Origin of the sequence: Thalassobaculum fulvum (assembly GCF_014652915.1) — a bacterium.
In the GTDB taxonomy this organism is placed as follows: Bacteria; Pseudomonadota; Alphaproteobacteria; order Thalassobaculales; family Thalassobaculaceae; genus Thalassobaculum_A; species Thalassobaculum_A fulvum.
In genome coordinates, this window is the sequence record NZ_BMZS01000001.1 from 1 (window position 1) to 24,297 (window position 24,297).

Consider the following 24,297-nt stretch of genomic DNA (forward strand, 5'->3'; position numbering starts at 1 on the left):
CTGCCTCCAAATCCAGATCGCGAACAACTCCTCGCCATCTCGAAACGGTGGCCCGCGCATACAGGAATGACGACAGGTTGGGGGAGGCGCTTCTTCTCCCCTCGTCATTCCGGACCGGATCGCCGGAGGCGAGATCGAGCCGGAACCCACGAAGCGACGGGCACCCCCTTCAGAACGGCCACATCACCGGGATCAGCCAGACCGCCAGCGCGGTCAGCAGGACCTCCAGCGGCAGCCCCATGCGCCAGTAGTCGCCGAACCGGTAGCCGCCCGGCCCCATGACCAGCAGGTTGTTCTGGTGGCCGATCGGGGTCAGGAACGCCGCCGAGGCGCCGACCGCGACCGCCATCAGCATCGGGTCGGCGTCGACCCCCAGCGCCGCCGCCACCCCGATCGCGATCGGCGCCATCACCACCGCGGTCGCGGCGTTGTTCATGACGTCCGACAGGGTCATGGTCAGCACCAGCAGCAGGCCGAGCAGCAGCCGCGGCGGCAGCTCGCCGGCCAGCGAGGCCAGGCCCTCGGCCAGCAGCCGGGCGGCGCCGGTGCTCTCCAGCGCGCCGCCGACCGGGATCATCGCCGCCAGCAGCACCAGCACCTGCCAGTCGATGGCGTCGTAGACCTCGCGGACCGCGATGGTGCGGGCCAGCACCATGCCGAGCAGGGCGGCGACCAGCGAGACCGCCGCCGGGAACAGGCCGAAGGCGGTCGCCAGCACGGCGGCGCCGAACACCGCCAGCGGCACCAGCGCGCGGCCGGGCTGCAGCGCGATCCGCCGCTCGGCCAGCGGCAGGCAGCCGATCGCCCGCACCGCCTCCAGCAGCCCCTCGCGCTCGCCCTGCAGCAGCAGCACGTCGCCGGCGGCGAACCGCTGGTCGCGCAGCCGGCGCTCCAGCGACGCCCCGGAGCGGGCGATCGCCAGCAGGTTCAGGCCGTAGCGGGCGCGCAGGTCGATGGTCGCCGGGGTGCGGCCCTCGATCCACGCGCGCGGCGGCACCACCACCTCCATCAGCGCCAGCGCCTCGCGGCCGACCAGCCCGCCGCCGTCGCCGCGCTCCAGCTCCTTGGCCGGCACCAGCTCGAAGCCCTTGGCGACCAGCGCCTGGATCGACTCGGTCTCGCCTTCGGCCAGCAGCACGTCGCCCTGCTGCAGAACCGCGTGATGCAGGCGGCGCACCACCTGGTTCCAGCTGCGGATCAGGGCGTCGACCACCGGCGGGTTCTCGACCCCCTCCAGAACCTCGTCCAGCCGTTTGCCGACCACCGCCGAGCCCTCCGGCACCCGCAGCTCGGTCAGGTAGGAGGCGATGTCGAAGGGCCGGTCGTCGGACCCGCCGGTCCGTCCGCGCACCGGCAGCAGCCGCCAGCCGACCAGGGTCACGAAGGCGATCCCGGCCAGCGCCAGCGGCACCCCGACCCAGGCGAAGTCGAACAGGCCGAACCCCTGGCCGGCGGTCTCGCGGCGGAACCCGGAGACCAGCAGGTTCGGCGGCGTGCCGATCAGGGTGGTCATGCCGCCGAGAATGGTGGCGAAGGCCAGCGGCATCAGGATCATGCCGGACCGGAACCCGCCGCGCCGCGCCATCGACAGCGCCACCGGCATCAGCAGGGCGAGCGCGCCGACGTTGTTCATGAACCCCGACAGCGCCCCGCCGAGCCCGCACAGCGCCGAGGTCTGGACGGTCCGGTTGTCCGACAGCCGGCCGATCCGCGAGGCGATCAGGTCGATCACCCCGGTCCGGCCGAGCGCCGCCGACAGGCCGAGCACCGCGGCCACGGTGATCACCGCCGGGTGCCCGAAGCCGGCGAACGCGGTGTCGGCCGGCACCACGCCGATCGCCACCGAGACCGACAGCGCCAGCAGGGCGACCACGTCGACCCGCAGCCGCCCCCACACGAACAGGGCGACCACGGCGACGAGCACGGCGAGGATGGCGGACTGATCGAAGCTCATGGACGCTCTTGTGCCCCGCGGGGGATCGGGACACCTTAGCCGCTCATCGATCCCGCGTCGCGCCGCGCATCGGCCGGTCGGGAGTCCGGATCCTGGGGTTCCGCCGGAGGGAGGGGATGCCCGCGCTACGGCCCGTCGTGTTCATCGGCGGCATTCTCGTTCTCGTGCTGGCGGCGACCATGGCCATCCCGGCCCTGGTCGAGCTGTGGCTGGAAGCCGACCACGCGCCGGAATACCTGCCCTGCGTGGCCGTGCCGGCGTTCCTGGGCTGCGCCGCCATCCTGGCGTCGCGCGGCGGGCCGATGAAGCTCGGCCTGCGCGAGGCCTACCTGCTGACCACCGGGTTGTGGGTGGTGCTGCCGCTGACGGCGGCGCTGCCGTTCATGTGGACGGTGCCGAACCTGTCGCTGACCGACGCCTATTTCGAGGCGGTCAGCGGCCTGACCGCGACCGGCGCCACGGTGATCACCGGCCTCGATCACCTGCCGCCGGGCGTGCTGCTGTGGCGCTCGATGCTGCAATGGGTCGGCGGCATCGGGATCGTGGTGATGGCGATCGCCGTGCTGCCGCTGCTCAAGGTCGGCGGCATGCAGCTGATGAGCCGGGAGTCCTCGGACACCTCCGACAAGATCCTGGCCCGCCCGCGCGAGCTCGCGACCTGGCTGCTCAGCATCTATCTGAGCCTGACCCTGGCCTGCGCGATCGCCTACGGGCTGGCCGGCATGGGCGGGTTCGACGCCCTGAACCACGCCATGACCACGGTCTCGACCGCCGGGTTCTCGACCCGCGACGCCTCGCTCGGCAGCTTCTCGGCGGCGGCGCAGTGGGTGTCGGTGGTGTTCATGCTGGCCGGCGCGGTGCCGTTCCTGCTGTACATCCAGGTGGTGCGCGGCACCTGGGGGTTCGTTCCTTGGAGCCAGATCCCGCCGATGCTGGGCGTCGTCGTTGTCGGCGGCCTGCTGCTGGCATGGTCGGCGGTGCTCGCCGGCCACGACGTCATGGACGCGGTCCGCCACGGCATCTTCTCGGTCACCTCGATCATCACCACCACCGGCTACGCCTCCTACGACTGGCAGTCCTGGGGACCGTTCGCCGCCGCCATGGCACTGGTGCTGATGTTCTGCGGCGGCTGCACCGGCTCGACCACCGGCGGGGTGAAGATCTTCCGCTGGCAGATCCTGATCCGCCGGTTCCGGATCACCACCCAGGAGCTGATCCGACCGCACCGGGTGGTCGCCCAGGTCTATCAGGGCCGCCCGGTCGGCCCCGAGGTGGTGCAGGGCGTGATGGTGCTGGTGCTGCTGGTCGGCGGGGTGACGGCGCTGACCACCGTCCTGCTGGCGGCCACCGGCCTCGACCTGGTGACCGCGTTCTCGGCCGCCGCCTCGACCGTCACCAACGTCGGCCCGGCGCTCGGCAGCATCGCCGGCCCGGCCGGCAATTTCGGCCCGCTGCCGGACACCGCCAAGTGGATCCTGTCGTTCGCGATGCTGCTCGGCCGGCTCGAGCTGCTGACCGTGCTGGTGATGCTCGACCCGGACTTCTGGCGGCGCTGAGGGCCGGCGGCCGGCCGCGGCGCCGCCTTCGCACCTGCAACAAGCGGGCTTGTGCGGCGCCGCGCTTGGGAGCAGTCTGCCGGCCGCTCGACCGGCCCGCCCGAGATCCGGGCACCCGGGGCCGGGCCGGGCGTACCATACGGAGACTGTGACATGCCGGAGTTCCGGCCCGTCGTGTTCATCGGCGGCATCCTGGTCCTGGTGCTGTCGGCGACCATGGCCATCCCGGCCCTGGTCGAGCTGTGGCTCGAGGCCGACCATGCCTCGGAGTACCTGCCCTGCGTGGCGGTGCCGGCGTTCCTGGGGTCAGCCGCCATGCTGGCGGCCCGCGGCGGCCCGAAGAAGCTGGGCGTACGGGAGGCCTACCTGCTGACCGCAGGGGTCTGGCTGATCCTGCCGCTGGTGGCGGCGCTGCCGTTCATGTGGACGGTCCCGAACCTGTCGCTCGCGGACGCCTACTTCGAGTCGGTCAGCGGCCTCACCACCACCGGGTCGACGGTGATCACCGGGCTCGACAAGCTGCCGCCGGGGGTTCTGCTGTGGCGCTCGCTGCTGCAGTGGGTCGGCGGCATCGGCATCGTCGCGATGGCGGTCGCGGTGCTGCCGCTCCTGAAGGTCGGCGGCATGCAGCTCATGAAGCGCGAGTCGTCGGACACCTCGGACAAGATCCTGGCCCGCCCGCGCGAGCTCGCGACTTGGCTGCTCGCGGTCTATCTCGGCCTCACCGTGGCGTCGGCGATCGGCTACCGGCTGACCGGCATGAGCCAGTTCGAGGCCCTCAACCACGCCATGACGACGGTCTCGACCGGCGGCTACTCGACCCACGACGCCTCGTTCGGCGGGTTCTCGCCGGCCGCGCAGTGGGCCTCGGTGGTGTTCATGCTGGCCGGGGCGGTGCCGTTCCTGTGGTACGTCCAGCTGGTGCGCGGAACCTCGGGCTTCGTGCCGTGGAGCCAGATCCCGCCGATGCTCGGGGTCGTGCTGGTCGGCGGCCTGATCCTGGCCGGCACCGCCGTCGGCAGCGGCCACGATCCGCTCGAGGCCCTGCGGCACGGCGTGTTCACGGTCGCCTCGGTGATCACCACCACCGGCTACGCCTCGCACGACTGGCAGAACTGGGGTCCGCTGGCGGCGTCGACCGTGCTGATGCTGACGTTCTGCGGCGGCTGCACCGGCTCGACGGCCGGCGGCGTGAAGATCTTCCGCTGGCAGCTGCTGTTCAGCCGGTTCCGGATCATCGTCCAGGAGATGATCCGGCCGCACCGGGTGGTCGCGCAGGTCTATCAGGGCCGGCCGGTCAGCCCCGAGGTGGTGCAGGGCGTGACCGCGTTCATCCTGCTGCTCGGCGGCGTGACCTCGCTGACCACGGTGGCGCTGACCGCCACCGGCGTCGACCTGGTGACCGCGTTCTCCAGCGCCGCCACCGCGATCACCAATGTCGGCCCGGCGCTCGGCGACATCGCCGGCCCGGCCGGGACCTTCGCGCCGCTGCCGGACGCCGCCAAGTGGATCCTGTCGTTCGCCATGCTGCTCGGCCGGCTCGAGCTGCTGACCGTCCTGGTCATGCTCGATCCGGGCTTCTGGCGGCGCTGACCGCCGGCCCCGCCGGGTCCCGGCCGGCCGCTACAGCCGCCGGCCGGTGGCCGCGTCGAACAGGTGCAGCTGAGCCGGCTCGGCGGTCAGCCCGAGCACGGTCCCCATGGCCAGGGCGTGATGGCCCGACAGCCGCACGGTGACCAGCCCGCCCTTGTCGCCGTTGCCGCCGCCGGTCGCCGCCGACGCCTCGCCGTACAGCAGGGTGTCGGCGCCGAGGTGCTCGACCAGCTCGACCTCGAACCGCAGCGGCCCGTCCTCGGCCGGCGCCAGGTGCTCGGGCCGCACGCCGATGGTGACCAGCCGGTTCGGCTCGGCCGGGGCGCCGTCGGCCGGCAGCGCCAGCCGGGCGCCGTTGCCGAGCAGCAGGTGGCGGCCGTCGGTGTCGACCTGGCCGGCCAGGAAGTTCATCGCCGGCGAGCCGATGAATCCGCCGACGAACACGCTGCTGGGCCGGTCGTACAGCTCGATCGGGGTGCCGATCTGCTCGGCCACGCCGGCGTTCATGACCACCAGCCGGTCAGCCATGGTCATGGCCTCGATCTGGTCGTGGGTGACGTAGACGCTGGTGGTACCGAGCCGGCGCTGCAGCTGCTTGATCTCGACCCGCATCTGCACCCGCAGCTTGGCGTCCAGGTTGGACAGCGGCTCGTCGAACAGGAACGCCGAGGGCTCGCGCACGATCGCCCGGCCCATGGCGACGCGCTGGCGCTGGCCGCCCGAGAGCTGGCGCGGCCGGCGGTCGAGCAGGCCGTCGAGCTGCAGGATGCCGGCGGCCTTCTGCACCCGCTGCTCGATCTGGTCCTTCGGGAAGCCGCGGTTGCGCAGCCCGTAGGCCATGTTCTGGTAGACCGACATGTGCGGGTACAGGGCGTAGTTCTGGAACACCATGGCGATGTCCCGGTCGGCCGGCTCTAGCTCGTTGACGATGCGGTCGCCGATCCGGATGGTGCCGCCGGTCACGGTCTCCAGCCCGGCGATCATCCGCAGCAGGGTCGACTTGCCGCACCCCGACGGGCCGACCAGCACGATGAACTCGCCGTCGGCGACCTCCAGGTCGATCCCGTGGATCGCCTTGAAGCCGTTCGGGTAGACCTTCTCGACGGCTGAAATCTGCAGCTCCGCCATCCGCGGCTTTCCTACTTCTCGGTTTCGACGAGGCCTTTGACGAACAGCCGCTGCATGCCGATGACGATGGCGACCGGCGGCAGCATGGCCAGGGTCGCGGCGGTCATCACCAGGTTCCACTGCGGCTCGATGTCGGCGACGTTCACCATGCTCTGGATGCCCATGACGATGGTGACGTAGGCCGGATCGGTGGTGACCAGCAGCGGCCAGAGGTACTGGTTCCACCCGTAGATGAACAGGATCACGAACAGCGCCGCGATGTTGGTGCGCGACAGCGGCAGCAGGATGTCGCGGAAGAACTTCAGCGGCCCGGCGCCGTCGATCCGCGCGGCCTCGGTCAGTTCGTCCGGGACCGTCAGGAAGAACTGCCGGAACAGGAAGGTGGCGGTCGCCGAGGCGATCAGCGGCAGGGTCAGCCCGGCATAGCTGTCCAGCATGCTGAGATCGAGGTCGATGGTGATCCCCGGCAGTACGATCTCGGTGCCCTCCATGCCCAGCAGGTTCAGCAGCTTGGTCAGCGGCGTGAAGACGTTGGCGATGACCTCGTAGGTCGGCAGGATCCGTACCTCGACCGGCAGCATCAGGGTGATGAAGATCATCCAGAAGCAGGTCATGCGCAGCGGGAACTGGAAGTAGCAGATGGCGAACGCCGCGATCAGCGAGATCGCGATCTTGCCGATCGCGATGCTGAGCGCCATCACCAGGCTGTTGAACATCATCAGGGTCAGCGGCTGGCCGGACACGTGCTGCATGCCGGAGCCGAGCATCTGCCGGTAGTTGTCGACCATGTTGTCGCCGAACCACATCGGGATCGGCGAGGTCAGCAGGTCCTCCCCGGCATGGGTCGAGGCGACCACGGTCACCCACAGCGGCAGCGCCACCACGCCGATCCCGAGGATCAGCACGAAGTGCGAGAAGACGGTCAGCCAGGGACGGTTTTCCACCATCGTCAGTACTCCACCCGCCGCTCGATGTAGCGGAACTGCACCACGGTGAGGGTGATCACGATCACCATCAGCACCACCGACTGGGCCGCCGAGCCGCCCAGGTCGAGGCCGATGAAGCCGTCATTGAACACCTTGTAGACCAGGGTGTTGGTGGCGCCGTACGGCCCGCCGCGGGTGGTCGCGTGGATGGTGCCGAAGGTGTCGAAGAAGGCGTAGACGATGTTGACCACCACCAGGAAGAAGGTGGTCGGGCTGAGCAGCGGGAACACGATGGTCCAGAACCGCTTCAGCGGCGAGGCGCCGTCGATCGCGGCGGCCTCGATCAGCGAGCGCGGGATCGCCTGCAGGCCGGCCAGGAAGAACAGGAAGTTGTAGCTGATCTGCTTCCAGGCGGCGGCGATCACGATCAGCAGCATCGCGTCGGTGCCGTTCAGGGTGTGGTTCCAGTCGTAGCCGAACCAGGCCCGCAGGATCCAGGCGTTGATGCCGACCGCCGGGTTGAACAGGAAGTACCACAGCACGCCGGCGATCGCCGGGGCGACCGCATAGGGCCAGATCAGCAGGGTCTTGTAGGCGGTCGCGCCCTTGATCACCCGGTCCGCCATCACCGCCAGGATGAGCGCGAACGACAGCGACATCAGCGCCACCGAGACGCTGAACATGATGGTGATCTCGAACGACTCCAGATAGGTCGGGTCGGAGAACAGGTAGGCGAAGTTGTCGAAGGCCACGAAATCGACCCGCAGCCCGAACGCGTCCTGCTGCAGCACCGAGTAGTACAGCGCCTGGCTGGCCGGCCAGATGAAGAACACCAGCGTGATCAGCAGCTGCGGCGCCAGCAGCGCGTAGGGCAGCCACTTGTGCTTGAAGGTGACGCGCTTGATCAAGTCGACGGCCCCCGCGGCGATCTCGGCCCGAACCGAATTCTAGGCACAAAGGGAAGGCCGCGCACGGGGCACTTGGCCCCGTGCGCGCCCGGTCAGGCGACTCCGGTCAGGAGTTCTCTTTCTCGAACTTGCGGAGCAGATCGTTGCCGCGCGACACCGCCGCGTCGAGGCCTTCCTGCGCCGACTTCTTGCCGGCCCAGATCGCCTCGAGCTCTTCGTTGATGATGTCGCGGATCTGCACGAAGTTGCCGAACCGCAGGCCCTTGGAGTTCGGGGTCGGCTTGTTCAGCGTCATCTGCTTGATCGAGACGTCGGCGCCCGGATTCTTCTCGTAGAAGCCCTGCTTCTTGCTGAGCTCGTAGGCCGCCGTGGTGATCGGCAGGTAGCCGGTGAACTGGTGCCAGTCCGCCTGCACCTCGGCCGACGACAGGTAGTTGAAGAACGCCGCCACGCCCTTGTACTCGGCCTTCTTGTGGCCGGTCAGCACCCACAGGGTGGCGCCGCCGATGATCGAGTTCTGGGGCGCGCCCGCCACGTCCGGCCAGTACGGCAGCATGCCGACGCCGAACTCGAAGTCCTTGGCGTTGGCCTTGATGCCGGCCAGCGCGGCCGAGCTGTTCATGTACATGGCGCACTCCTGGTTGTAGAACTTCGGAGCGCTGTCGGACCGCCGCCCGCCGTAGTCGAAGATCTTCGACTTCTGCCACTCGGCCAGCTGGCCGATGTGCTTCACGTGCAGCGGGCTGTTGATCTTGAACTCGGTGTCGAGCCCGGCGAAGCCGTTCTCCTTGGTGCCGATCGGCACGTTGTGCCAGGCCGAGAAGTTCTCGATCTGCACCCAGCTCTGCCAGCCGGTGGTGAAACCGCACGCGATGCCGGCGGCCTGCAGCTTCTTCGAGAACTCGCCCATTTCCGGCCAGGTCTTCGGCGGGGTGTTCGGGTCCAGGCCGGCCTTCGCGAACGCGGTCTTGTTGTAGTACAGGACCGGGGTCGAGCTGTTGAACGGCATCGACAGCATGTTGCCGTCGGTGTCGGTGTAGTAGCCGGTCACGGACGGCAGGTAGGCGCTCGGATCGAACTCGGCGCCGGCGTCCTTCATCAGCTGGTAGACCGGGTAGATCGCGCCCTTGGCCGCCATCATGCTGGCGGTGCCGACCTCGAACACCTGGACGATGTGCGGCTGCTTCTTGGCGCGGAACGCCGCGATCGCGCCGGTCATGGTCTCGGTATAGTTGCCCTTGTAGACCGGCACGACCTTGTAGTCGCCCTGGCTGGCGTTGAAGCCGGCGGCGATCGACTCGACCTTCTCGCCGAGCTTGCCACCCATCGCGTGCCACCACTGGATCTCGGTCTGGGCGAACGCCTGACCAGCCGCGGTCAGGGCGAAGGCGCCCACCGCCACCGCGGCGAACTTCCGGTGCAACGTCATGAAATCGTCTCCCTCTGGGGGTTGTCGTCAGCAGTCGGGACGGGTCGTCCCCCACGACCCGGCCATCCCTTCCATAGTAGTCGAAGAGTGCGTCGCGTCCATCCAGGATTTTCGAATTCGAACACGAGCCGACCGCCGCGTCCATCCCTTCCCGGCGACACGCGCATTCCGGAGCGGGATCGTCCGGTACGCAGGGTCGGGCGGACCCTATTGGCGTTCCGTGTCGGTTCGGTGAATTGTTTGTGACGCTTCGGTTAATCCGCATGCCGGGCGGCGCTGGCGGTCCCGTCCGCTTTGACGTCGGGCTGGAAAGTTGATATCAACTTAACAACATCGTGAACGACCGGTTCGGAGGGAGGACGGCATGGCGACGCGGATCCTGTTGTTGATCGGGACCAAAAAGGGTGCGTTCATTTTCGAAAGTTCGGACGGCCGTCGGACCTGGGATCTTCGCGGGCCGTTCTGCGAGACTTGGCCGATCAACCACGTGATCGGCGATCCGGCGGCCGGCACCATCTGGGCCGGCGGCGGCAACGAGTGGTTCGGCCCGGCGGTCTGGCGCAGCGACGACCTGGGGGCGACCTGGAGCCATTCCAGCCAGGGCCTCGCCTATGCCGCCGGCGAGGAGCCGATCAGGGCGGTGTGGAGCCTGGCGCCGGCCCCGCGTGGCGACGGCGCACTGTACGCCGGGGTCGAGCCGGCCGGCTTGTTCCGCAGCGACGACCGTGGCGCCACCTGGAGCCATGTTCCCGGCTTGCGCGAGCATCCGTCGCGCGCCCACTGGCAACCGGGTGGCGGCGGGCTCATCCTGCACTCCCTGGTCCGCCATCCGGACGACGACCGGCAGCTGTGGGTCGCGATCTCGACCGCCGGGGCGTTCCACAGCGCCGACGGCGGCGCCACCTGGGAGCCGCGCAACCACGGCACCCGCTGCGACTTCCTGCCCGAGGAGCAGCGCTATCCCGAATTCGGCCAGTGCGTGCACTGCCTGGTCGCGGCCCCGGGCATGCCGGACCGGCTGTACCAGCAGAACCATTGCGGCATGTACCGCAGCGACGACGGCGGCCGGCACTGGCAGAGCATCGAGGACGGGCTGCCGTCGAGCTTCGGCTTCCCGGCCGCCGCCCACCCGCGCGACCCGAACACCCTGTACCTGCTGCCGCTGAACGGCGACGCCGTCGGCCGCACCGTGCCCGATGGCGCATGCGCGGTGTGGCGGACCCGCGACGCCGGCGCCTCCTGGCAGGACCTGCGCGACGGCCTGCCCCAGCGCAACGTGTTCTTCGGGGTGCTGCGCCAGGCGATGGCGACCGACGTGCTGGAGCCGGCCGGGGTATATTTCGGCACCGGCTCGGGCGAGCTGTACGCCAGCGCCGACGAGGGCGAAAGCTGGCGGCGGATCGCCGAGCACCTGCCGACCGTGCTGTCGGTCGAGACCCTGGTGCTGGAGGACTGAGCGTGGCCGAGGGTGTGATGGTCGGATCGGGACCGGCGGTGACGGTGATCCTGCCGGGGGTGCTGCAGCGGCTGTTCCCCGGCTCGGTCCGCCGGGTCGAGCTGCGCGCCGCCTCCGTGGCGGACGCGATCGCCGGCCTGGACGCCCGCTGGCCCGGCATGCGCGACCGGATCTGCGACTCCCGCCCCGCCATCCGCCGCCACATGAACGTGTTCGTCGACGGCGAGCGCGCCGCCCTCGACGCGCCGCTGCGCGAGGGCTCGACGGTGGTGGTGCTGACGGCGGTCAGCGGGGGGTAGGTCGCGGACCTTGACTGGGATCGGGCCGACCACCAATGTAAGGATATTCCTTACCCGCGGTGTGCCATGATCACCAGCAAGCTGACCAGCAAGGCGCAGACGACGATTCCCCAGCCGGTCCGGGCGGCCCTCGGCCTGCGCGAGGGCGACGAGATCGCCTACAGCATCGAGGCCGGGCGGGTGATCATCACGCGGCTGGCCCGGGAGACTGCCGACGACCCGTTCCGGACCTTCACCGAATGGGAGTCGGAGGCCGACCGGAAAGCCTATGCCGACCTTTGATGTCTGGGACATCGTCAAGCTGCCGTTTCCTTACACGGACCGGCCCACACGGCAGCGGCGACCGGCGCTGGTGATCGCCGCCGGTGACCTGCTGGAGTCGCACGGGTTGCTCTGGGTACTGATGATCACCAGCGCCGAGAACCGGGCCTGGCCGTCGGACGTTGCCGTCAGCGATCTCCGGGTGGCCGGCCTGCCGGCCGCATCCGTCGTGCGCACGGCGAAGATCGCCGTCATCGACGCCCGAGATGCGGAACGGCTCGGTGTCCTGCCGATGCAGGACAGAACGGCGGTATCGGACGCACTCGCCAGACATCTGTCGCCGGCAATGGATGCTACACGCCCCTGAGGGCAGCAATGTCGATCACGCCGCCGAGCCGCGCCTTCGCTCGACTGAGCGAATTCACCGCCCCCGCAAGAACCGGAACGCGCCGGCCCGCGAACCTCGCCATCCTGGGCTCACGAGACGAGCCATGGAGGCGACCGTGACCGCCCAATCCGCTACCATCCCGGCCATGACGGCCCTCACTTCCAGTTCGACCGACCGCTACGCGACCGACGACGCCCGCTATCGGGCGGTCGAGGCGCGCGACCGGGCGGCCGACGGCCACTTCATCACCGCGGTGACGACCACCGGCATCTACTGCCGGCCGCACTGCCCGTCGCGCACCCCGAAGCGCGGCAACGTGCGGTTCTTCGCGCGGCCGGAGGAGGCGCGGGCCGCCGGCTTCCGGGCCTGCCGGCGCTGCAGCCCGGACGCCTCGATGCCGCGCGACCCGCGGCTGGACGCGGTGCGGGCCGCCTGCCGGCTGATCGAGTCGGCCGAGGAGACCGCGCCGACCCTCGAGGAGCTCGGCGAGGCCGCCGGGCTCAGCCCGTTCCACCTGCAACGCACCTTCAAGGCGGTGATGGGCATCACGCCCCGGCAGTACTGGGACGCCCGCCGGCTCGGCCGGCTGAAGGCCAACCTGAAATCCGGCGAGGGCGTGGCCTCCGCCCTGTACGGTGCCGGCTACGGCTCGTCCAGCCGGCTGTACGAGAAGGCCGGCGCCCAGCTCGGCATGACCCCGGCCAGCTACGGCAAGGGCGGCGAGGGCGCGGTGATCGCCTACGCGTACGCCGACACCGCGCTGGGCCGGGTGATCGTCGGGGCGACCCGGACCGGCATCTGCTTCGTCGGCATCGGCGACGACGACGGCGCCCTGCTGGACGAGCTGCGCGGCGACTACCCGAAGGCCGAGCTGGCGGCCGACCCCGAGGGGCTCGGCGAGACCGTGGCCGAGGTCGCCGCCACCCTCGACGGCCACGAGCCGCACGCCGCCCTGCCGGTCGACGTCCGCGGCACCGCGTTCCAGCGCCAGGTCTGGGAGGCGCTGCGGGCGATCCCGATGGGCGAGACCCGGACCTATTCCGAGCTCGCCGCCGCCGCCGGCCGGCCGAAGGCGGTGCGGGCCGCCGCCAGCGCCTGCGCCAACAACCCGGTCGCCCTGATCGTGCCGTGCCACCGCGCCATCGGCACCGACGGCACCATGCGCGGCTACCGCTGGGGCGTCGAGCGCAAGCGAGCGCTGCTGGAGACCGAGCGGGCGGCGGCGGGACGCGGGTGACCCTGTTTGTCGCTCACCCACAGCCCTCATCCCGGACGACCCCGGCTCTGAGCCGGGGGAGATCCGGGACCCATCGGTACGCCGCGTCGTGGGTCCCGGCTCTGCGCGGCGTTGCCGCTCCGGCCGGGATGAGGGTGAAGTGGGGAATGCCCCGCTATCTCACCTTGGCGTAGGCCAGGCAGTCGCGCGGTTCCGGCGACACGTTGGGGGCCACGTGCCAGCGCCGCAGCCGGCCCTCGTAGGTCATGCCGGCCTTCTCCATGACCCGGGCCGAGGCCGGGTTCTCGGCGTCGCAGAACGCCCAGGCCCGGAAGATGCCGTCCTGGGCCAGCGCTGCCTCGACCAGTGCCGACAGCGCCCGCGAGCCGTGGCCGCGGCCCCAGCGGTCGCGCGCCATGGCATAGCCGAAGGACACGTGGAACTCGTCGACCCGCGCCGAGACGGTGCCGAACGGCGTCGGGTCCCCCGGCTCGAGCAGCGCATAGGTGTAGGTCAGCCCGGCCTCCCATTCCTTCTCCATCAGGGTGCAGAAGCCGCGCGCCTCCTCGACGTCCCGCAGGGTCCGGAAGGTCAGCCAGCGCGTCACCTCCGGGTCGGCGGCGTAGCGCCGGAACACCGCCTCGGCGTCGCCGAGGCGGAGCTGGCGCAGCACGGTGGCGCCGAGGTCGAGGGTCTCCGGGAACCGGATTTCGGTGGCCCGGCGGCTGCGGTGCAACGGGTTGCTCATTCCTCGAAGGTGAAGCCCATGGTGCGGGCGTGGTAGTGCCAGCCGCCGTCCTGGACGATCAGGAACCGGGCCCCGCGCGGGCCGCCGTTGTGGTGGCTGTGGACCTCGCCCGGCGGCGTCACCATGGTCGAGAACGGCGACCAGTCGATTCGGTGGCCGTCGATCGTCGAGAAGCAGTCCTCGCCCTCGATGCAGAGCGTGATGGCGGCGGCGTTGTGGCGGTGGGCGCGCTGGTGCTCGCCCGGCGGCAGGGTGTTGAGCGCCAGGGTCAGCGACGGCATGGCGTTGCGGCTGTCGGCGGTGCGCTCGCCCGAGAAGATCAGCGCCACCCCGGCCTGGTCGGCGGCCATCGGCATGGCCTGCAGCACCGCGACCTGGCGGTCGATCTCGGCCGCCGGGTAGTGCACCGGGTCGATCGCCGCGGTGCCGGGCGCCGGCGGACACAGCCGCTCGAACGCCAGCGCCGGCTCGTTGGTCACGGTCCACAGGATGGCGGCGTCCGGGCCGGTGGCCCGGTGCTCGACCGGCCCGCCGCCCGGCAGCACCATGACGTCGCCCGGCCCCCAGGCCATGGTCTCGCCGGCGATCTTGGTTTCCCCATTGCCGGCGATCACGTAGTGCACCTCGCCGCTGGCCGCGAACCCGGTCGCCAGGGTCTCGCTCGGGTTGACCCGCAGATAGCGCGCCAGCACCAGCGGCGTGGTCGCCGGGAAGCCGCAGCCGAGCGCCGCCGACTGGTCCATGGCATAGGCGCCGGTGGCGGCGTCCCCGGCCATCGCCGCGTCGCGGGCGGCGTCGAACCGGGCCCGCGGCACGGCGGCCAGCTTCAGGTTGAAGGCGTTGCCGGAGTTGAAGAACCGGGCCCGGGCCTGGGCCGGCGTCGCCGCCGCGGTCGGCGGGTCGCCCATCAGCGCCCCGGTCCGGGGAAGTTCCGACGGTTGCGCGGACGCGGTGCGGGACATGGCGGCCTCCAGGTCGTGACGACCCAGCCTAGCGCGCGCCGGGCCGGCCCGTCAGGATGAAACGCATCGGGGCGAAACCTTTGTTGCACCGCAACAATCGGCGCCCTATATCCTCTGGGAACTCATCCGGGCTTCCCCATGCCACCCGCCAGCTTCCGGGCCACCCACCCCGGCTCGATCGCGCTGCTCACCTTCATGGTGGCGCTCAACCAGATGTCCATGGGCCTGTACCTGCCGTCGATGCCGTCGATGGCCGAGGCCCTGCACACCACGGTCGGGCAGGTCCAGCTGACGCTGACCATGTTCGTCGCCGGCTTCGCGGTCAGCCAGCTGGTCTGGGGGCCGGTGACCGACCGGTTCGGGCGGCGCCCGGCGCTGCTGGTCGGGCTGGCGGTGTTCACCGTCGCCGGGGCGGCCTGCGCGGTCGCCGAGACCGTCGAGCAGCTCATCGTGTTCCGGTTCTTCCAGGCGCTCGGCGCCTGCGCCGGCCAGGTGGTGTCGCGCTCGGTGGTCCGCGACACCACCGAAGGCGCGGAATCCGCCAAGGTGATGTCGTACATCGCGCTCGCCATGTCGCTGTCGCCGGCGGTCACCCCGTCGATCGGCGGCCAGCTGCACGCGCTGTTCGGCTGGCGCTCGAACTTCGTGCTGCTGGCGATCGTCGGCCTGGTGCTGGCGGCCATCGCCGTCGCCCGGCTGCCCGAGACCACGCGCGGCAAGGTGCCCGACGCCCTGCAGCTGGTGCCGATGCTGCGCAACTACGGCAAGCTGCTGCGCGACCGCAGCTACCGCGGCTACATCCTGACCATCGGCGGCATGTTCGGCTGCCTGATGGCCTACCAGACCGGCTCGCCGTTCGTGCTGATGACCGAGCTCGGCTGGTCGCCGCAGGCCTACGGCCTGCTGATCCTGTTCAACGTGTTCGGCTTCCTGTCCGGCAGCATCACCGCGGCCCGGCTGGCGCCGCGGCTGGGGATCCGCCGGATGGTGCGGGCCAGCGCCATCGTGGTGCTGGCGAGCGGCGTGCTGCTGCTGGCCTTCCCGCTCGCCGGCCACCTGTCGACTGCCGGGGTGATCGCGCCGATGGTGCTGTTCCTGTTCGGCATGGGCATCGGCATCCCGAGCGCCATGGCCGGCAGCCTGCAGGGCTTCCCCTACATCGCCGGCTCGGCCTCGGCGCTGATGGGGTTCACCCAGATGGGCACGGCGGTGCTGGCGTCGCTGGCGGTCAGCCGGATCGACGGCGACCATTACCTGGTCATGGGCGCGGTGTTCCTCGCCTGCGCCCTGCTGTGCTTCCTGGCGCAGGAGGTCCTGCTGCCGCGTCCGACCGTCGGGACGCGATAGCGCGAATCGGCTAGACTCCCGTCATCGTCTCCAGCCCTTACGGGACCATGGCCGCGGCCCCGATCGCCCCGATCGTCATCACCGACACCGACGGTACCGAGTTCCGGCTGCCGACCCGTCGCAGCGCCCGCGCCCGGCGCATGCTGCTGCGCGTCGACCCGGCCCGCGGCGGCCCCGAGCTGGTGCTGCCGGACGGCGTGGCACCGGAGGTCGGCGCCGACTTCGCGCGCCGCCATCTCGGCTGGCTGCGGGTCCGGCTGGCCCGGCTGCCGCAGCGCATCGGCTTCGTCGACGGCGCCGAGATCCCGATCCTCGGGGTGCCGCACCTGATCCGCCACCGCCCGGACCAGCGCGGCGGGGCCTGGCGGCTGGTCGACCCGGACGGCTCGGCCGAGCTGCACGCCGCCGGCCAGGCGGAACACCTGGCCCGGCGGGTCACCGACTTCCTGAAGGCCGAGGCGCGCCGCGCGATCGGGCCGCGCGCCCGGGCCCACGCCGAGGCGCTGGACCGCCGGGTCGGCCGGATCACCGTGCGAGACACCGCCTCGCGCTGGGGCAGCTGCTCGGCGCGCGGCGACCTGTCGTTCTCCTGGCGGCTGGTGCTGGCGCCGGAGTCGGTGCTCGACTACGTGGTCGCGCACGAGGCGGCGCACCTGGTGGAGATGAACCACTCGCCGCGGTTCTGGCGGCTGGTCGAGCGGCTGATGCCCGGCTACGAGACCGAGCGCGCCTGGCTGAAGCGCCACGGCGGCAGGCTGCACGCCTACGGATAACCGAAGTTTCGGGCGCCGCGGCGGCCGGTGGGTCCCGGCTCTTCGCTCGGCTTCGGCCGGGATGACGTCCGAAAACGATCGAAGATCTCGCCCACCACCCCTGACGGACGCGCCGCCCTGGCGCGGTCGATCCGGGACCCACCGGCCGCCTCGCCCCCACAATCCTTGCGCCGGCGGCAATCCCCGCGTAAGCGGGGTGGCCTTTCACGCTCAGGCCGCATCCATGAACCGTCCCCGCCCCGATTCCGTCGCGGTCGCCGCCCTGCTGACCATGCTGGTCGCGTTCGGCCCGGTCTCGACCGACATGTACCTGCCGTCGCTGCCGGCGCTGGTCGCGGACTTCCGGACCGACGTGCCGACGGTGCAGCTCACCCTCAGCGCCTTCCTGGTGGCGTTCGCGGTGTCGATGCTGGCCTACGGGCCGCTGTCCGACCGGTTCGGCCGGCGGCCGGTGCTGCTGGGCGCCATCGCGGTCTACGTGGTCGCATCGGTCGCCTGCGCGCTGGCGCCGACCATCGAATGGCTGATCGGCGCCCGGGTGCTGCAGGCGGTCGGCTGCTGCGCCGGGCCGGTGCTGGGCCGCGCGGTGGTGCGCGACGTCTACGGCCGCGAGCGCGCCGCCACCGTGCTGTCCTACATGGGCACGGCGATGGCGCTGGCCCCGGCGATCGGGCCGATCGCCGGCGGCTGGCTGCAGGTCGCCTATGGCTGGCAGGCGACGTTCTGGGTGCTGACCGCGTTCTCCGGCCTCGCCCTGGTCGGCGTGCTGCTGCTGCTGGACGAGACCAACGCCCACCGCAACCCGCACGCCACCTCGGTGCGCGGCCTGGTGCTCAGCTACCGGTCGCTGCTGTCGCACCGCGGCTACGTCGGCTACGTGGCGACGATCTCGGCCTGCTACAGCGTGATCTTCTGCTTCATCTCCGGCTCGGCCTTCGTGCTGATCGAGGTGGTGGGCCTCAGCGCCGACCTGTACGGCCTGTGCTTCGCGACCATGGTGATCGGCTACATGTCGGGCACCTTCGCCTCCGGCCGGCTCGGCAGGCGGGTCGGGATCGACCGGCTGATCCTGACCGGCGCGGCGATCTCGACCGCGGCCGGGTTGGCGATGGCCGGGTTCGCCTGGGCCGGCGAGGCGACCGTCGCCACCGTGGTGATCCCGCAGGTGGTCGCCATGCTCGGGGTCGGGCTGGTGTTCCCGAACTGCCAGGCCGGCGCCATCGGCCCGTTCCCGACCATGGCGGGGGCCGCCTCGTCGCTGCTCGGCTTCAGCCAGATGGGCGTGGCGGCCGCCGTCGGCATGGCGATCGGCCACGCCTTCGACGGCACCGCCCGGCCGATGGCGACCGGCATCGCGCTGGCCTCGCTGCTGACCTTCCTGAGCTTCCGGCTGATCGTCTGGCCGGTGCGCGAGCGCCGCTGATCCGGGCAACGGGTCCCGGGGTCGATCAGCGGGTCCCGGCGGTCTCCACCGGTTCCGCCGGGGAACGCCGCAGGCCGGGCAGCGGCCGGGCCGGCCAGCCCTTGTGCGCCGCCGCCATGAAGCGCTTCCAGACATCCGCCGGCAGGCCGCCGCCTGTCACCTTGTCCATGGCGCCGGCATCGTCCCGGCCGACCCACACCACCGCCACCAGGTCGGCGGTGTAGCCGGCGAACCAGGCGTCGCGGTAGTCCTGCGTCGTGCCGGTCTTGCCGGCGGCCGGCCGGTCCAGCCGGGCGGCCTTGCCGGTGCCCGAGGCGATCGTCGCGGCCAGCATGTCGGTGAGCGCGGCGGCCGACCGGGCCGACACCACCGACGGCAGGCCGGAGCCCGAGCGCTCGTACAGCGCCCGGCCGTCGCGGTCGCGCACCGCCGACACCCCGAACGGGAACACCGCCCGACCGCCGTTGGCGAAGGCGGCGTAGACCCCGGCGATCTCCAGCGGATTGGCCTCGGCGGTGCCGAGCGCCAGGCTCGGCCCGTCCGGCAGCGGCCCGGACAGGCCGAGACGATCGGCCAGCGCCCGCACCCGGCCGCGGCCGACCGCCTCCTGCAGCCGCACGGTGGCGGCGTTGCGCGAGCGGGCCAGGGCCTGGGCCAGGGTGATCCGGCCGTCGAACTTGCCGTCGATGTTCTCGGGCGCCCAGCCGGCGATCCGGATCGGGGCGTCGTCGACCGGGTCGGACGGCGCCCAGCCGGCCTCCAGCGCCGCCAGGTAGACGACCGGCTTGAACGCCGAGCCGGGCTGGCGGCGGGCCTGGACCGCCCGGTTGAACTGGCTGTCGCCGTAGCTGCGGCCGCCGACCATCGCCCGGACCGCCCCGGTCGCCGGGTCCAGCGCCACCAGGGCGGCCTGCAGCCCGGCGCCGTGCCTGGCGGCGGCCAGCCCCTCGTCGACCGCCCGCTCGGCAATCGCCTGCAGGCCGGGATCGAGCGTGGTGGCGACCTCGACGTCGCCCGACGGCCGGCCGATGAAGTCGGGCAGGCTGTCGTAGACCCAGTCGGCGAAGTAGCGCGGCCCGCTGCCGCGCCCGGCCGGGCCGGCGATGGCGATCGGCCGGGCGGCGGCTGCCCGCGCCGTCGCCTGGTCGATGTAGCCGGCGTCCACCATGTTGGCCAGGACCACCGAGGTGCGGCGTCCGGCGCGCTCCGGGTCGACCGCCGGGTTGTAGCGGCTCGGCGCCTTCAGCAGGCCGGCGAGCAGCGCCGACTGCGACAGGTCGAGGCGGGTCGCCGGGATCCCGAAGTACTTGCGGGCGGCGGCGTCGACGCCGTAGGCGCCGGCCCCGAAGTATACCCGGTTCAGGTAGATCGACAGGATCTCGTCCTTGCCGAAGGTGCGCTCCAGCCAGAACGCCAGCAGCAGCTCCTGGATCTTGCGCTCGATGCTGCGGTCCGGGGTCAGGAAGACGTTCTTGGCGAGCTGCTGGGTCAGGGTGCTGCCGCCCTGCACGACGCGGCCGGCCATCAGGTTGGTCCAGGCGGCCCGGGCGAGGCCGATCGGATCGACGCCCGGATGGTCGTAGAACCGCCGGTCCTCGGTCGCGATCACCGCCTGCACCAGGTGCTTCGGCAGCTGGTCGACCGTCAGCGGGTCGCCGTAGATCGGGCCGAACGAGGCGAACATCCGGCCGTCGGCGCCGGCCAGCCGAACCGCACCGGCCCGCGTGTAGCGGTCGAGGTCGCCGATGTCGGGCAGCCGGTAGGCCTGCCACGCCAGCACGCCGGCGACCGCCACCAGCGCCCACAGCCCGGCGACCGCGCTCCACAGCAGGCCGGCGCGCAGGACCCGGCCGGCGAGCGACCGCGCCGCCGGCGGGCGGCCGCGCCGCGGGCGTCCCGCGGCCGTCGACCGCTTGGCCTTGCCGCTCCTGGAACCCGCCCCGGGCGGCTTGGCCGCCCGACGGCCGGCAGCGGTAGTGCGGGTCATAACCCCGCTCCCAGTTTCTTATGCACTACTTCAAACGATACGTTGAAGTAGGTGAAAAATCTATGAAAATGACCAAATTCGAGAACCAGCCGGGAGTGCCGGTGGCTAGGCCTGCCGGAGCGCCTCCGGTGGATTCCGGCGGCTGTCCGGCGGGAACCAGACGGTCGCGGTCGTGCCGACGCCGGGCGTGCTGTCGACGGTCAGGCGGCCGCCGTGCAGATGCGCCATCCGGGCGACCAGCGGCAGGCCGAGGCCGGTGCCCTGCTGGCTGCGGGTGGCCGGGTGATCGATCTGTCCGAACGGCTCCAGGGCCCGGGCGATGTCCTGCCGGCGCATGCCCACGCCGGTGTCGACCACCGAGACCGCCAGCCAGCCGTCGGGCGTCACCCGGGCCTCCACCGCGACGGCGCCGGACGGCCCGGTGAACTTCACGGCGTTCGACAGCAGGTTCATCAGCATCTGCCGGAACCGCCGGGGGTCGGCCTTGAGCGGCCCGATCGACGGGTCGACCCGACATTCCAGCGTCAGGCCGCGGCGTACCGCCTGCTCGCGCATCAGCTCGACGACGGTGCGGGCCGCGGCCGCCGGATCGAGCCATTCCGGGTGGATCTGCATCTGCCCGGCCTCGATCTTCGACAGGTCGAGAATGTCGTTGATCAGCGAGAGCAGGTGGCTACCGCTGCTGTGGATCGCGTCCGCGTATTCGGCCAGCCGCTCGGGGTAGCGGTCGCTGCCGGCCTGGCTGCGGAGCAGTTCGGAGAAGCCGAGGATCGAGTTCAACGGCGTGCGCAGCTCGTGACTGACCAGCGCCAGGAACTCGGACTTGGCGCGGCCGGCCCGGCGCGCCTGGTCGAGGGCCGCCGCCACCTGCCGGCGCGCCTGGTCGGCGCGTGCCGCCACGGCCGACAGCTCGACCGCACGCTCCTCGAGCGCCCGCGTGCGATCCGCGACCCGGTCCTCGAGCTCGCGGTTGAGCGCTGAGATCTCGTCGCGGCTGCGCCGCAGCGACGCGACCATCTCGTTGTACGCGTCGCGAAGCGCCTCGATCTCGGTGTCCGACGCCGCCGAGGCGGTCGCGGCGTCGAACTCCACGGGCTCCAGGCGGCCGCTGCCGGCAGCCCGCACCGCCCGGGTCAACCGGGTCAGCGGGCGCGCCAGGATCGAACGCCCGAGGTGCTGGAAGATCATCCACAGGATGGCGGTCTTCAGGACCGCGGCGACCACGATCAGGGTGATCCGCCACTGCAGGCGTTCCGCCACGGTCAGGGGCGAGGCGGCGATCGCGACCCGTCCGACCAGGTCGAGCCCGACGGCGTGTCGGTAGCGGATCGGGAACTCGACCGTGATCGGCCCTCCCAGCCAGCCCGTCGGCCGGGTCTCCTGGCCGACCGCGACGAACTCGCGGGTCCCGGTGTGGTCGACGATCCGGACCCCGGCGATCTCCGGAATCTCCAGCATGCCGACCGCGATCGCCCGGGCGGCCTCGATGTCGACCGACCACAGCGGAGCCGCGAGGGCCTCTTCCAGGATCCGCCGGTAGATCGACAACTCGCGCTTGAGGTCGCCGCGCGCCGACAGCCACGCCTCCGCGACGAAGGCCGCGGTGATCGCGACGGCGGCGCCGAGATACAGCAGGAACGCGGCCCGGAACAGCTTCCGGGTGACCGGCTGGCGCACCACGCCGGCATCGCCGGACCCGCCCTCCATGCCCATCCGCGTCATCCCTCAGCCGCCATCGGCATACAGCGTCTCCAGCTCGCGGAACCCGCGGGACGCCCTGACCTCGGGGATCGCGCTCCAGACGGCATTGGCGAGGCCGGGGTCGCGCATCAGGAACTGGCGGGACAGCATGAGGTAGTATGGCTTGGTGACCAGCGGCGGCTCCAGCTTGACGACCGACGCGTACTGCACCGGGTCGCGCCGGATGATCTCGCCGGCGAGATTCTCGAGCTCCGCGCAGGCGGCCAGCCGCCCCTGCGCCAGCTTGGCCAGGTTGAGCTCCGGCGCCCGGCCGGGCTCGACCGGCACGCCGAGCCGCTCCATGTCGGCGATCACCGAGTAGCCGGCGGTGGCGCCGACCGGCCGGCCCGCCAGGCCGCCGATGGCGGTTCCGTCCCAGGTGACCGTCGAGCCCCTGGTGACGAACAGCGAGTACGACTGGCTGAACAGCGCCCGGCCCTGGTCCGGCCGGCCGGCGGCGGTCTTCGGGTAGACCCCGATCGACTCGCGCTCGGCGACGTAGCTCGAATGGAAGATGCCGTCGGCCTCGCCGGTCTCCAGCATCAGCAGCCCGCGCTTCCAGGGCACCCGCTTGAACGCCAGGTTCACCTGCAGCCGCTCGCCGACCCGCTTCAGCAGCTCGACCGTCAGCCCCGGCCTGTCCCAGTCGATCGCGGTCCCGACACCGAGGTGGCGCGGCGGGTTCGGCGTGGTCTCGTAGACGATCACTAGGGTCGGCCGGCCCTCGAACACGGCAGGCGGCCCGGCCAGCGCGGGCGATGCCCCGAAACCGGCGGCCGCCAGCGCGGCGAAGCCGAGCACGGTTCGTCGACGCACCCTGCCGCCCCCCGTCGATGCCATGGCTTCCCCCTCTTCGCGGCCGGTGCCCCGGGGCTCGTCGACCGGCTCGGCGCCCGTTGCAGCGCACACCACGGTGTGAAAGCATGGTTTCATGCCGAACACAATCTGGTCGCCGACCCGATGTCCGACGTCGACCACTCGCTGCGCGAGACCCTGAATTCCGGCGCCAGTCGAATCCTGAACGCGGCGGAGATCACCCGCCGGCTCGAGGAGGAGGCCCGCGCGACCGGCGCCCCGCCGCCCGAACGGCTGCTGTTCCGCCACCGCGCGTTGAACCGGGTGGTGTTCGTCAAGCGTCCCAAGGAGTACGCGCCGCCGCCGTCGTCGCCGCTGACGACGTCGGCCGAGATCCTGGAGAACGGTCAGCTCCGGACCATCACCCTGGATTCCAGGGTCCGGGTCGAGAAGGGCGACATCGCGACCGTGGTCTACGTCCCGTACGATGCCGACAGTATCGGCGACGGCGGCGCCAGCTTCGAGCTCGGCGGCCGGAGCCGCTTCCAGGCACTGCTGGACGCGACCGGCTTCGACGCGCGTGCCGACAGCGACGCCGTGCGCCGCGACCTGCGCCTGCTCGACCTGATCGAGGACCTTCCGTCGCTCGACCCGTTCCTGCTGAAGGACCGCGTCGCCCTCGAGGACATGGCGGTGCCCGAGGCCTATTTCTCGATCTCCGAGACCGAGTTCCAGGACATCAAGCGCTACATCCTGAACAAGTTCCGGCCGATCACCGAGCGCGTGGTCGATCCGTCCGCACCGAACGCCGCCCAGACCAGCGAGCAGTTCATCATGAAGCTCTGGGAGGCCCGCGACCTCGACTACCTGAAGCCGATCACCGACGCGTTCCGGGTCGACCCGCGGCAGGCCGGCGAGATCTACTACTCCTGGAAGGGCGTCACGTACTACGAGTTCCAGTACAAGCGCAGCCAGCGAACGCTGCTCGGCTTCGCCGACTGGCTGCACGGCAAGGCGACGCCGACCGACTACGTCAAGCCGGACCTGCGCCAGGCCCTGGCCGAGTCCGCCCGCGACGTCGCCGGCGCGCTCGCCCGCCACCTGCAGAACAGCTCGGAGATCCTGCGGCTGTACAACCAGGGCTACGAGGAGCTGTTCGTGCGCGGCGGCGACGCCCGCCCGTTCATCGACTTCCTGCGCGACTCCAGCACCCTGTTCTGGGACATCGCCGCGTCGATCTCGGCCCTCAACCACGGCGTCTCGGTGTGGGAGCAGCGCACCCGCAACGCCGAGGGCCGGCGGATGACGGCCGAGACCCTCAAGCCGCTGCTCGATATTCTCGGCCGGGTGATCGTGTAGCCTGGACGGCCGGCACCGCCGCGCCGGACGGCCGGCGGATCGCCGAACT

General features: G+C 71.3%; 21 protein-coding genes. 11 read left to right on the top strand and 10 right to left on the bottom strand.

Annotated features, from left to right (window positions below; genetic code table 11):
• Positions 1–169: 169 nt before the first annotated feature.
• Positions 170–1,954 carry an SLC13 family permease gene (locus IE246_RS00005; protein WP_189986860.1) on the bottom strand — a complete coding sequence of 595 codons (1,785 nt, stop codon included), beginning with the start codon at positions 1,952–1,954 and terminating at the stop codon, positions 170–172.
• A 116-nt stretch (positions 1,955–2,070) separates the two neighbouring features.
• On the opposite strand from IE246_RS00005, the gene IE246_RS00010 reads away from it, so the two are divergent.
• Both IE246_RS00010 and IE246_RS00015 read left to right on the top strand, forming a co-directional pair.
• A complete protein-coding gene (locus IE246_RS00010) occupies positions 2,071–3,510 on the top strand; it encodes a TrkH family potassium uptake protein (RefSeq protein ID WP_189986861.1) in 1,440 nt (479 codons plus the stop codon).
• Between the two features lie 153 nt (positions 3,511–3,663).
• A complete protein-coding gene (locus IE246_RS00015) occupies positions 3,664–5,103 on the top strand; it encodes a TrkH family potassium uptake protein (RefSeq protein WP_189986862.1) in 1,440 nt (479 codons plus the stop codon).
• Positions 5,104–5,133: 30 nt separating this feature from the next.
• Here the strand turns inward: IE246_RS00015 and IE246_RS00020 are convergent, their stop codons facing one another.
• From IE246_RS00020 to ugpB, 4 genes are all read right to left on the bottom strand, one after another.
• Complete coding sequence (locus IE246_RS00020; protein ID WP_189986863.1) at positions 5,134–6,231, bottom strand: sn-glycerol-3-phosphate import ATP-binding protein UgpC; 1,098 nt, start codon at positions 6,229–6,231, stop codon at positions 5,134–5,136.
• Positions 6,232–6,242: 11 nt separating this feature from the next.
• The gene (locus IE246_RS00025; protein ID WP_189986864.1) at positions 6,243–7,178 is read right to left on the bottom strand and encodes an ABC transporter permease subunit; all 936 of its coding nucleotides are present in this window, start codon (positions 7,176–7,178) and stop codon (positions 6,243–6,245) included.
• Positions 7,179–7,180: 2 nt separating this feature from the next.
• Positions 7,181–8,065: a sn-glycerol-3-phosphate ABC transporter permease UgpA gene (gene ugpA, locus IE246_RS00030; protein ID WP_189986865.1), complete on the bottom strand. Its 885-nt coding sequence runs from the start codon at positions 8,063–8,065 to the stop codon at positions 7,181–7,183.
• A gap of 106 nt (positions 8,066–8,171) precedes the next feature.
• Positions 8,172–9,494, bottom strand: coding sequence for a sn-glycerol-3-phosphate ABC transporter substrate-binding protein UgpB (ugpB, locus tag IE246_RS00035; protein ID WP_189986866.1), 1,323 nt, complete (start codon positions 9,492–9,494; stop codon positions 8,172–8,174).
• Between the two features lie 364 nt (positions 9,495–9,858).
• Here ugpB and IE246_RS00040 point away from each other — a divergent pair, with 364 nt between their 5' ends.
• The 5 genes from IE246_RS00040 (at position 9,859) to ada (ending at position 13,135) form a co-directional block, all read left to right on the top strand.
• The gene (locus IE246_RS00040) at positions 9,859–10,950 is read left to right on the top strand and encodes a sialidase family protein (RefSeq protein ID WP_189986867.1); all 1,092 of its coding nucleotides are present in this window, start codon (positions 9,859–9,861) and stop codon (positions 10,948–10,950) included.
• 2 nt (positions 10,951–10,952) lie between these two features.
• On the top strand, positions 10,953–11,249 hold the full coding sequence (locus IE246_RS00045; protein WP_229836118.1) for a MoaD/ThiS family protein: 297 nt from the start codon (positions 10,953–10,955) through the stop codon (positions 11,247–11,249).
• Positions 11,250–11,315: 66 nt separating this feature from the next.
• Positions 11,316–11,531: a type II toxin-antitoxin system PrlF family antitoxin gene (locus IE246_RS00050; protein WP_189986868.1), complete on the top strand. Its 216-nt coding sequence runs from the start codon at positions 11,316–11,318 to the stop codon at positions 11,529–11,531.
• A complete protein-coding gene (locus IE246_RS00055; protein ID WP_189986869.1) occupies positions 11,518–11,877 on the top strand; it encodes a type II toxin-antitoxin system PemK/MazF family toxin in 360 nt (119 codons plus the stop codon). Before IE246_RS00050 ends, IE246_RS00055 begins: the two co-directional genes overlap by 14 nt.
• Positions 11,878–12,013: 136 nt before the next feature.
• Complete coding sequence (gene ada / locus IE246_RS00060) at positions 12,014–13,135, top strand: bifunctional DNA-binding transcriptional regulator/O6-methylguanine-DNA methyltransferase Ada (protein ID WP_229836119.1); 1,122 nt, start codon at positions 12,014–12,016, stop codon at positions 13,133–13,135.
• A gap of 154 nt (positions 13,136–13,289) precedes the next feature.
• On the opposite strand, the gene IE246_RS00065 is transcribed toward ada, so the two are convergent.
• Positions 13,290–13,862, bottom strand: coding sequence for a GNAT family N-acetyltransferase (locus tag IE246_RS00065; RefSeq protein WP_189986870.1), 573 nt, complete (start codon positions 13,860–13,862; stop codon positions 13,290–13,292).
• Entirely contained in the window at positions 13,859–14,824 is a 966-nt protein-coding gene (locus tag IE246_RS28080) for a cupin domain-containing protein (protein ID WP_189986871.1), read from the bottom strand. The genes IE246_RS00065 and IE246_RS28080 overlap by 4 nt, the downstream gene beginning before the upstream one ends.
• A 138-nt stretch (positions 14,825–14,962) precedes the next feature.
• On the opposite strand from IE246_RS28080, the gene IE246_RS00075 reads away from it, so the two are divergent.
• The 3 genes from IE246_RS00075 (at position 14,963) to IE246_RS00085 (ending at position 18,367) form a co-directional block, all read left to right on the top strand.
• Positions 14,963–16,171: a multidrug effflux MFS transporter gene (locus IE246_RS00075; protein ID WP_189986872.1), complete on the top strand. Its 1,209-nt coding sequence runs from the start codon at positions 14,963–14,965 to the stop codon at positions 16,169–16,171.
• A gap of 47 nt (positions 16,172–16,218) precedes the next feature.
• Positions 16,219–16,944, top strand: a complete 726-nt coding sequence (locus IE246_RS00080) for a M48 family metallopeptidase (protein WP_189986873.1) — start codon at positions 16,219–16,221, stop codon at positions 16,942–16,944.
• A gap of 223 nt (positions 16,945–17,167) precedes the next feature.
• Positions 17,168–18,367, top strand: coding sequence for a multidrug effflux MFS transporter (locus tag IE246_RS00085; protein ID WP_189986874.1), 1,200 nt, complete (start codon positions 17,168–17,170; stop codon positions 18,365–18,367).
• Between the two features lie 25 nt (positions 18,368–18,392).
• Here IE246_RS00085 and IE246_RS00090 read toward each other — a convergent pair whose 3' ends face one another.
• The 3 genes from IE246_RS00090 to IE246_RS00100 form a co-directional block, all read right to left on the bottom strand.
• Complete coding sequence (locus IE246_RS00090; protein ID WP_189986875.1) at positions 18,393–20,354, bottom strand: transglycosylase domain-containing protein; 1,962 nt, start codon at positions 20,352–20,354, stop codon at positions 18,393–18,395.
• A gap of 105 nt (positions 20,355–20,459) precedes the next feature.
• The gene (locus tag IE246_RS00095) at positions 20,460–22,067 is read right to left on the bottom strand and encodes a sensor histidine kinase (protein ID WP_189986876.1); all 1,608 of its coding nucleotides are present in this window, start codon (positions 22,065–22,067) and stop codon (positions 20,460–20,462) included.
• Positions 22,068–22,079: 12 nt separating this feature from the next.
• A complete protein-coding gene (locus IE246_RS00100) occupies positions 22,080–22,934 on the bottom strand; it encodes a substrate-binding periplasmic protein (protein ID WP_189986877.1) in 855 nt (284 codons plus the stop codon).
• A gap of 120 nt (positions 22,935–23,054) precedes the next feature.
• Between IE246_RS00100 and IE246_RS00105 the strand changes: the two genes are divergently transcribed.
• Positions 23,055–24,248 carry a hypothetical protein gene (locus tag IE246_RS00105; protein ID WP_189986878.1) on the top strand — a complete coding sequence of 398 codons (1,194 nt, stop codon included), beginning with the start codon at positions 23,055–23,057 and terminating at the stop codon, positions 24,246–24,248.
• The last annotated feature ends 49 nt before the right edge of the window (positions 24,249–24,297 follow it).

Coding starts and splice junctions, on each gene's coding strand:
- IE246_RS00055 (WP_189986869.1), top strand. CDS start 11,518: ATGCCGACCTTTGATGTCTGGGACATCGTCAAGCTGCCGTTTCCTTAC.
- IE246_RS00080 (WP_189986873.1), top strand. CDS start 16,219: ATGGCCGCGGCCCCGATCGCCCCGATCGTCATCACCGACACCGACGGT.
- IE246_RS00040 (WP_189986867.1), top strand. CDS start 9,859: ATGGCGACGCGGATCCTGTTGTTGATCGGGACCAAAAAGGGTGCGTTC.
- IE246_RS28080 (WP_189986871.1), bottom strand. CDS start 14,824: ATGTCCCGCACCGCGTCCGCGCAACCGTCGGAACTTCCCCGGACCGGG.
- IE246_RS00005 (WP_189986860.1), bottom strand. CDS start 1,954: ATGAGCTTCGATCAGTCCGCCATCCTCGCCGTGCTCGTCGCCGTGGTC.
- IE246_RS00025 (WP_189986864.1), bottom strand. CDS start 7,178: ATGGTGGAAAACCGTCCCTGGCTGACCGTCTTCTCGCACTTCGTGCTG.
- IE246_RS00020 (WP_189986863.1), bottom strand. CDS start 6,231: ATGGCGGAGCTGCAGATTTCAGCCGTCGAGAAGGTCTACCCGAACGGC.
- IE246_RS00050 (WP_189986868.1), top strand. CDS start 11,316: ATGATCACCAGCAAGCTGACCAGCAAGGCGCAGACGACGATTCCCCAG.
- IE246_RS00015 (WP_189986862.1), top strand. CDS start 3,664: ATGCCGGAGTTCCGGCCCGTCGTGTTCATCGGCGGCATCCTGGTCCTG.
- IE246_RS00065 (WP_189986870.1), bottom strand. CDS start 13,862: ATGAGCAACCCGTTGCACCGCAGCCGCCGGGCCACCGAAATCCGGTTC.
- IE246_RS00090 (WP_189986875.1), bottom strand. CDS start 20,354: ATGACCCGCACTACCGCTGCCGGCCGTCGGGCGGCCAAGCCGCCCGGG.
- IE246_RS00100 (WP_189986877.1), bottom strand. CDS start 22,934: ATGGCATCGACGGGGGGCGGCAGGGTGCGTCGACGAACCGTGCTCGGC.
- IE246_RS00010 (WP_189986861.1), top strand. CDS start 2,071: ATGCCCGCGCTACGGCCCGTCGTGTTCATCGGCGGCATTCTCGTTCTC.
- IE246_RS00085 (WP_189986874.1), top strand. CDS start 17,168: ATGAACCGTCCCCGCCCCGATTCCGTCGCGGTCGCCGCCCTGCTGACC.
- IE246_RS00105 (WP_189986878.1), top strand. CDS start 23,055: ATGTCCGACGTCGACCACTCGCTGCGCGAGACCCTGAATTCCGGCGCC.
- IE246_RS00075 (WP_189986872.1), top strand. CDS start 14,963: ATGCCACCCGCCAGCTTCCGGGCCACCCACCCCGGCTCGATCGCGCTG.
- IE246_RS00095 (WP_189986876.1), bottom strand. CDS start 22,067: ATGGGCATGGAGGGCGGGTCCGGCGATGCCGGCGTGGTGCGCCAGCCG.
- ugpB (WP_189986866.1), bottom strand. CDS start 9,494: ATGACGTTGCACCGGAAGTTCGCCGCGGTGGCGGTGGGCGCCTTCGCC.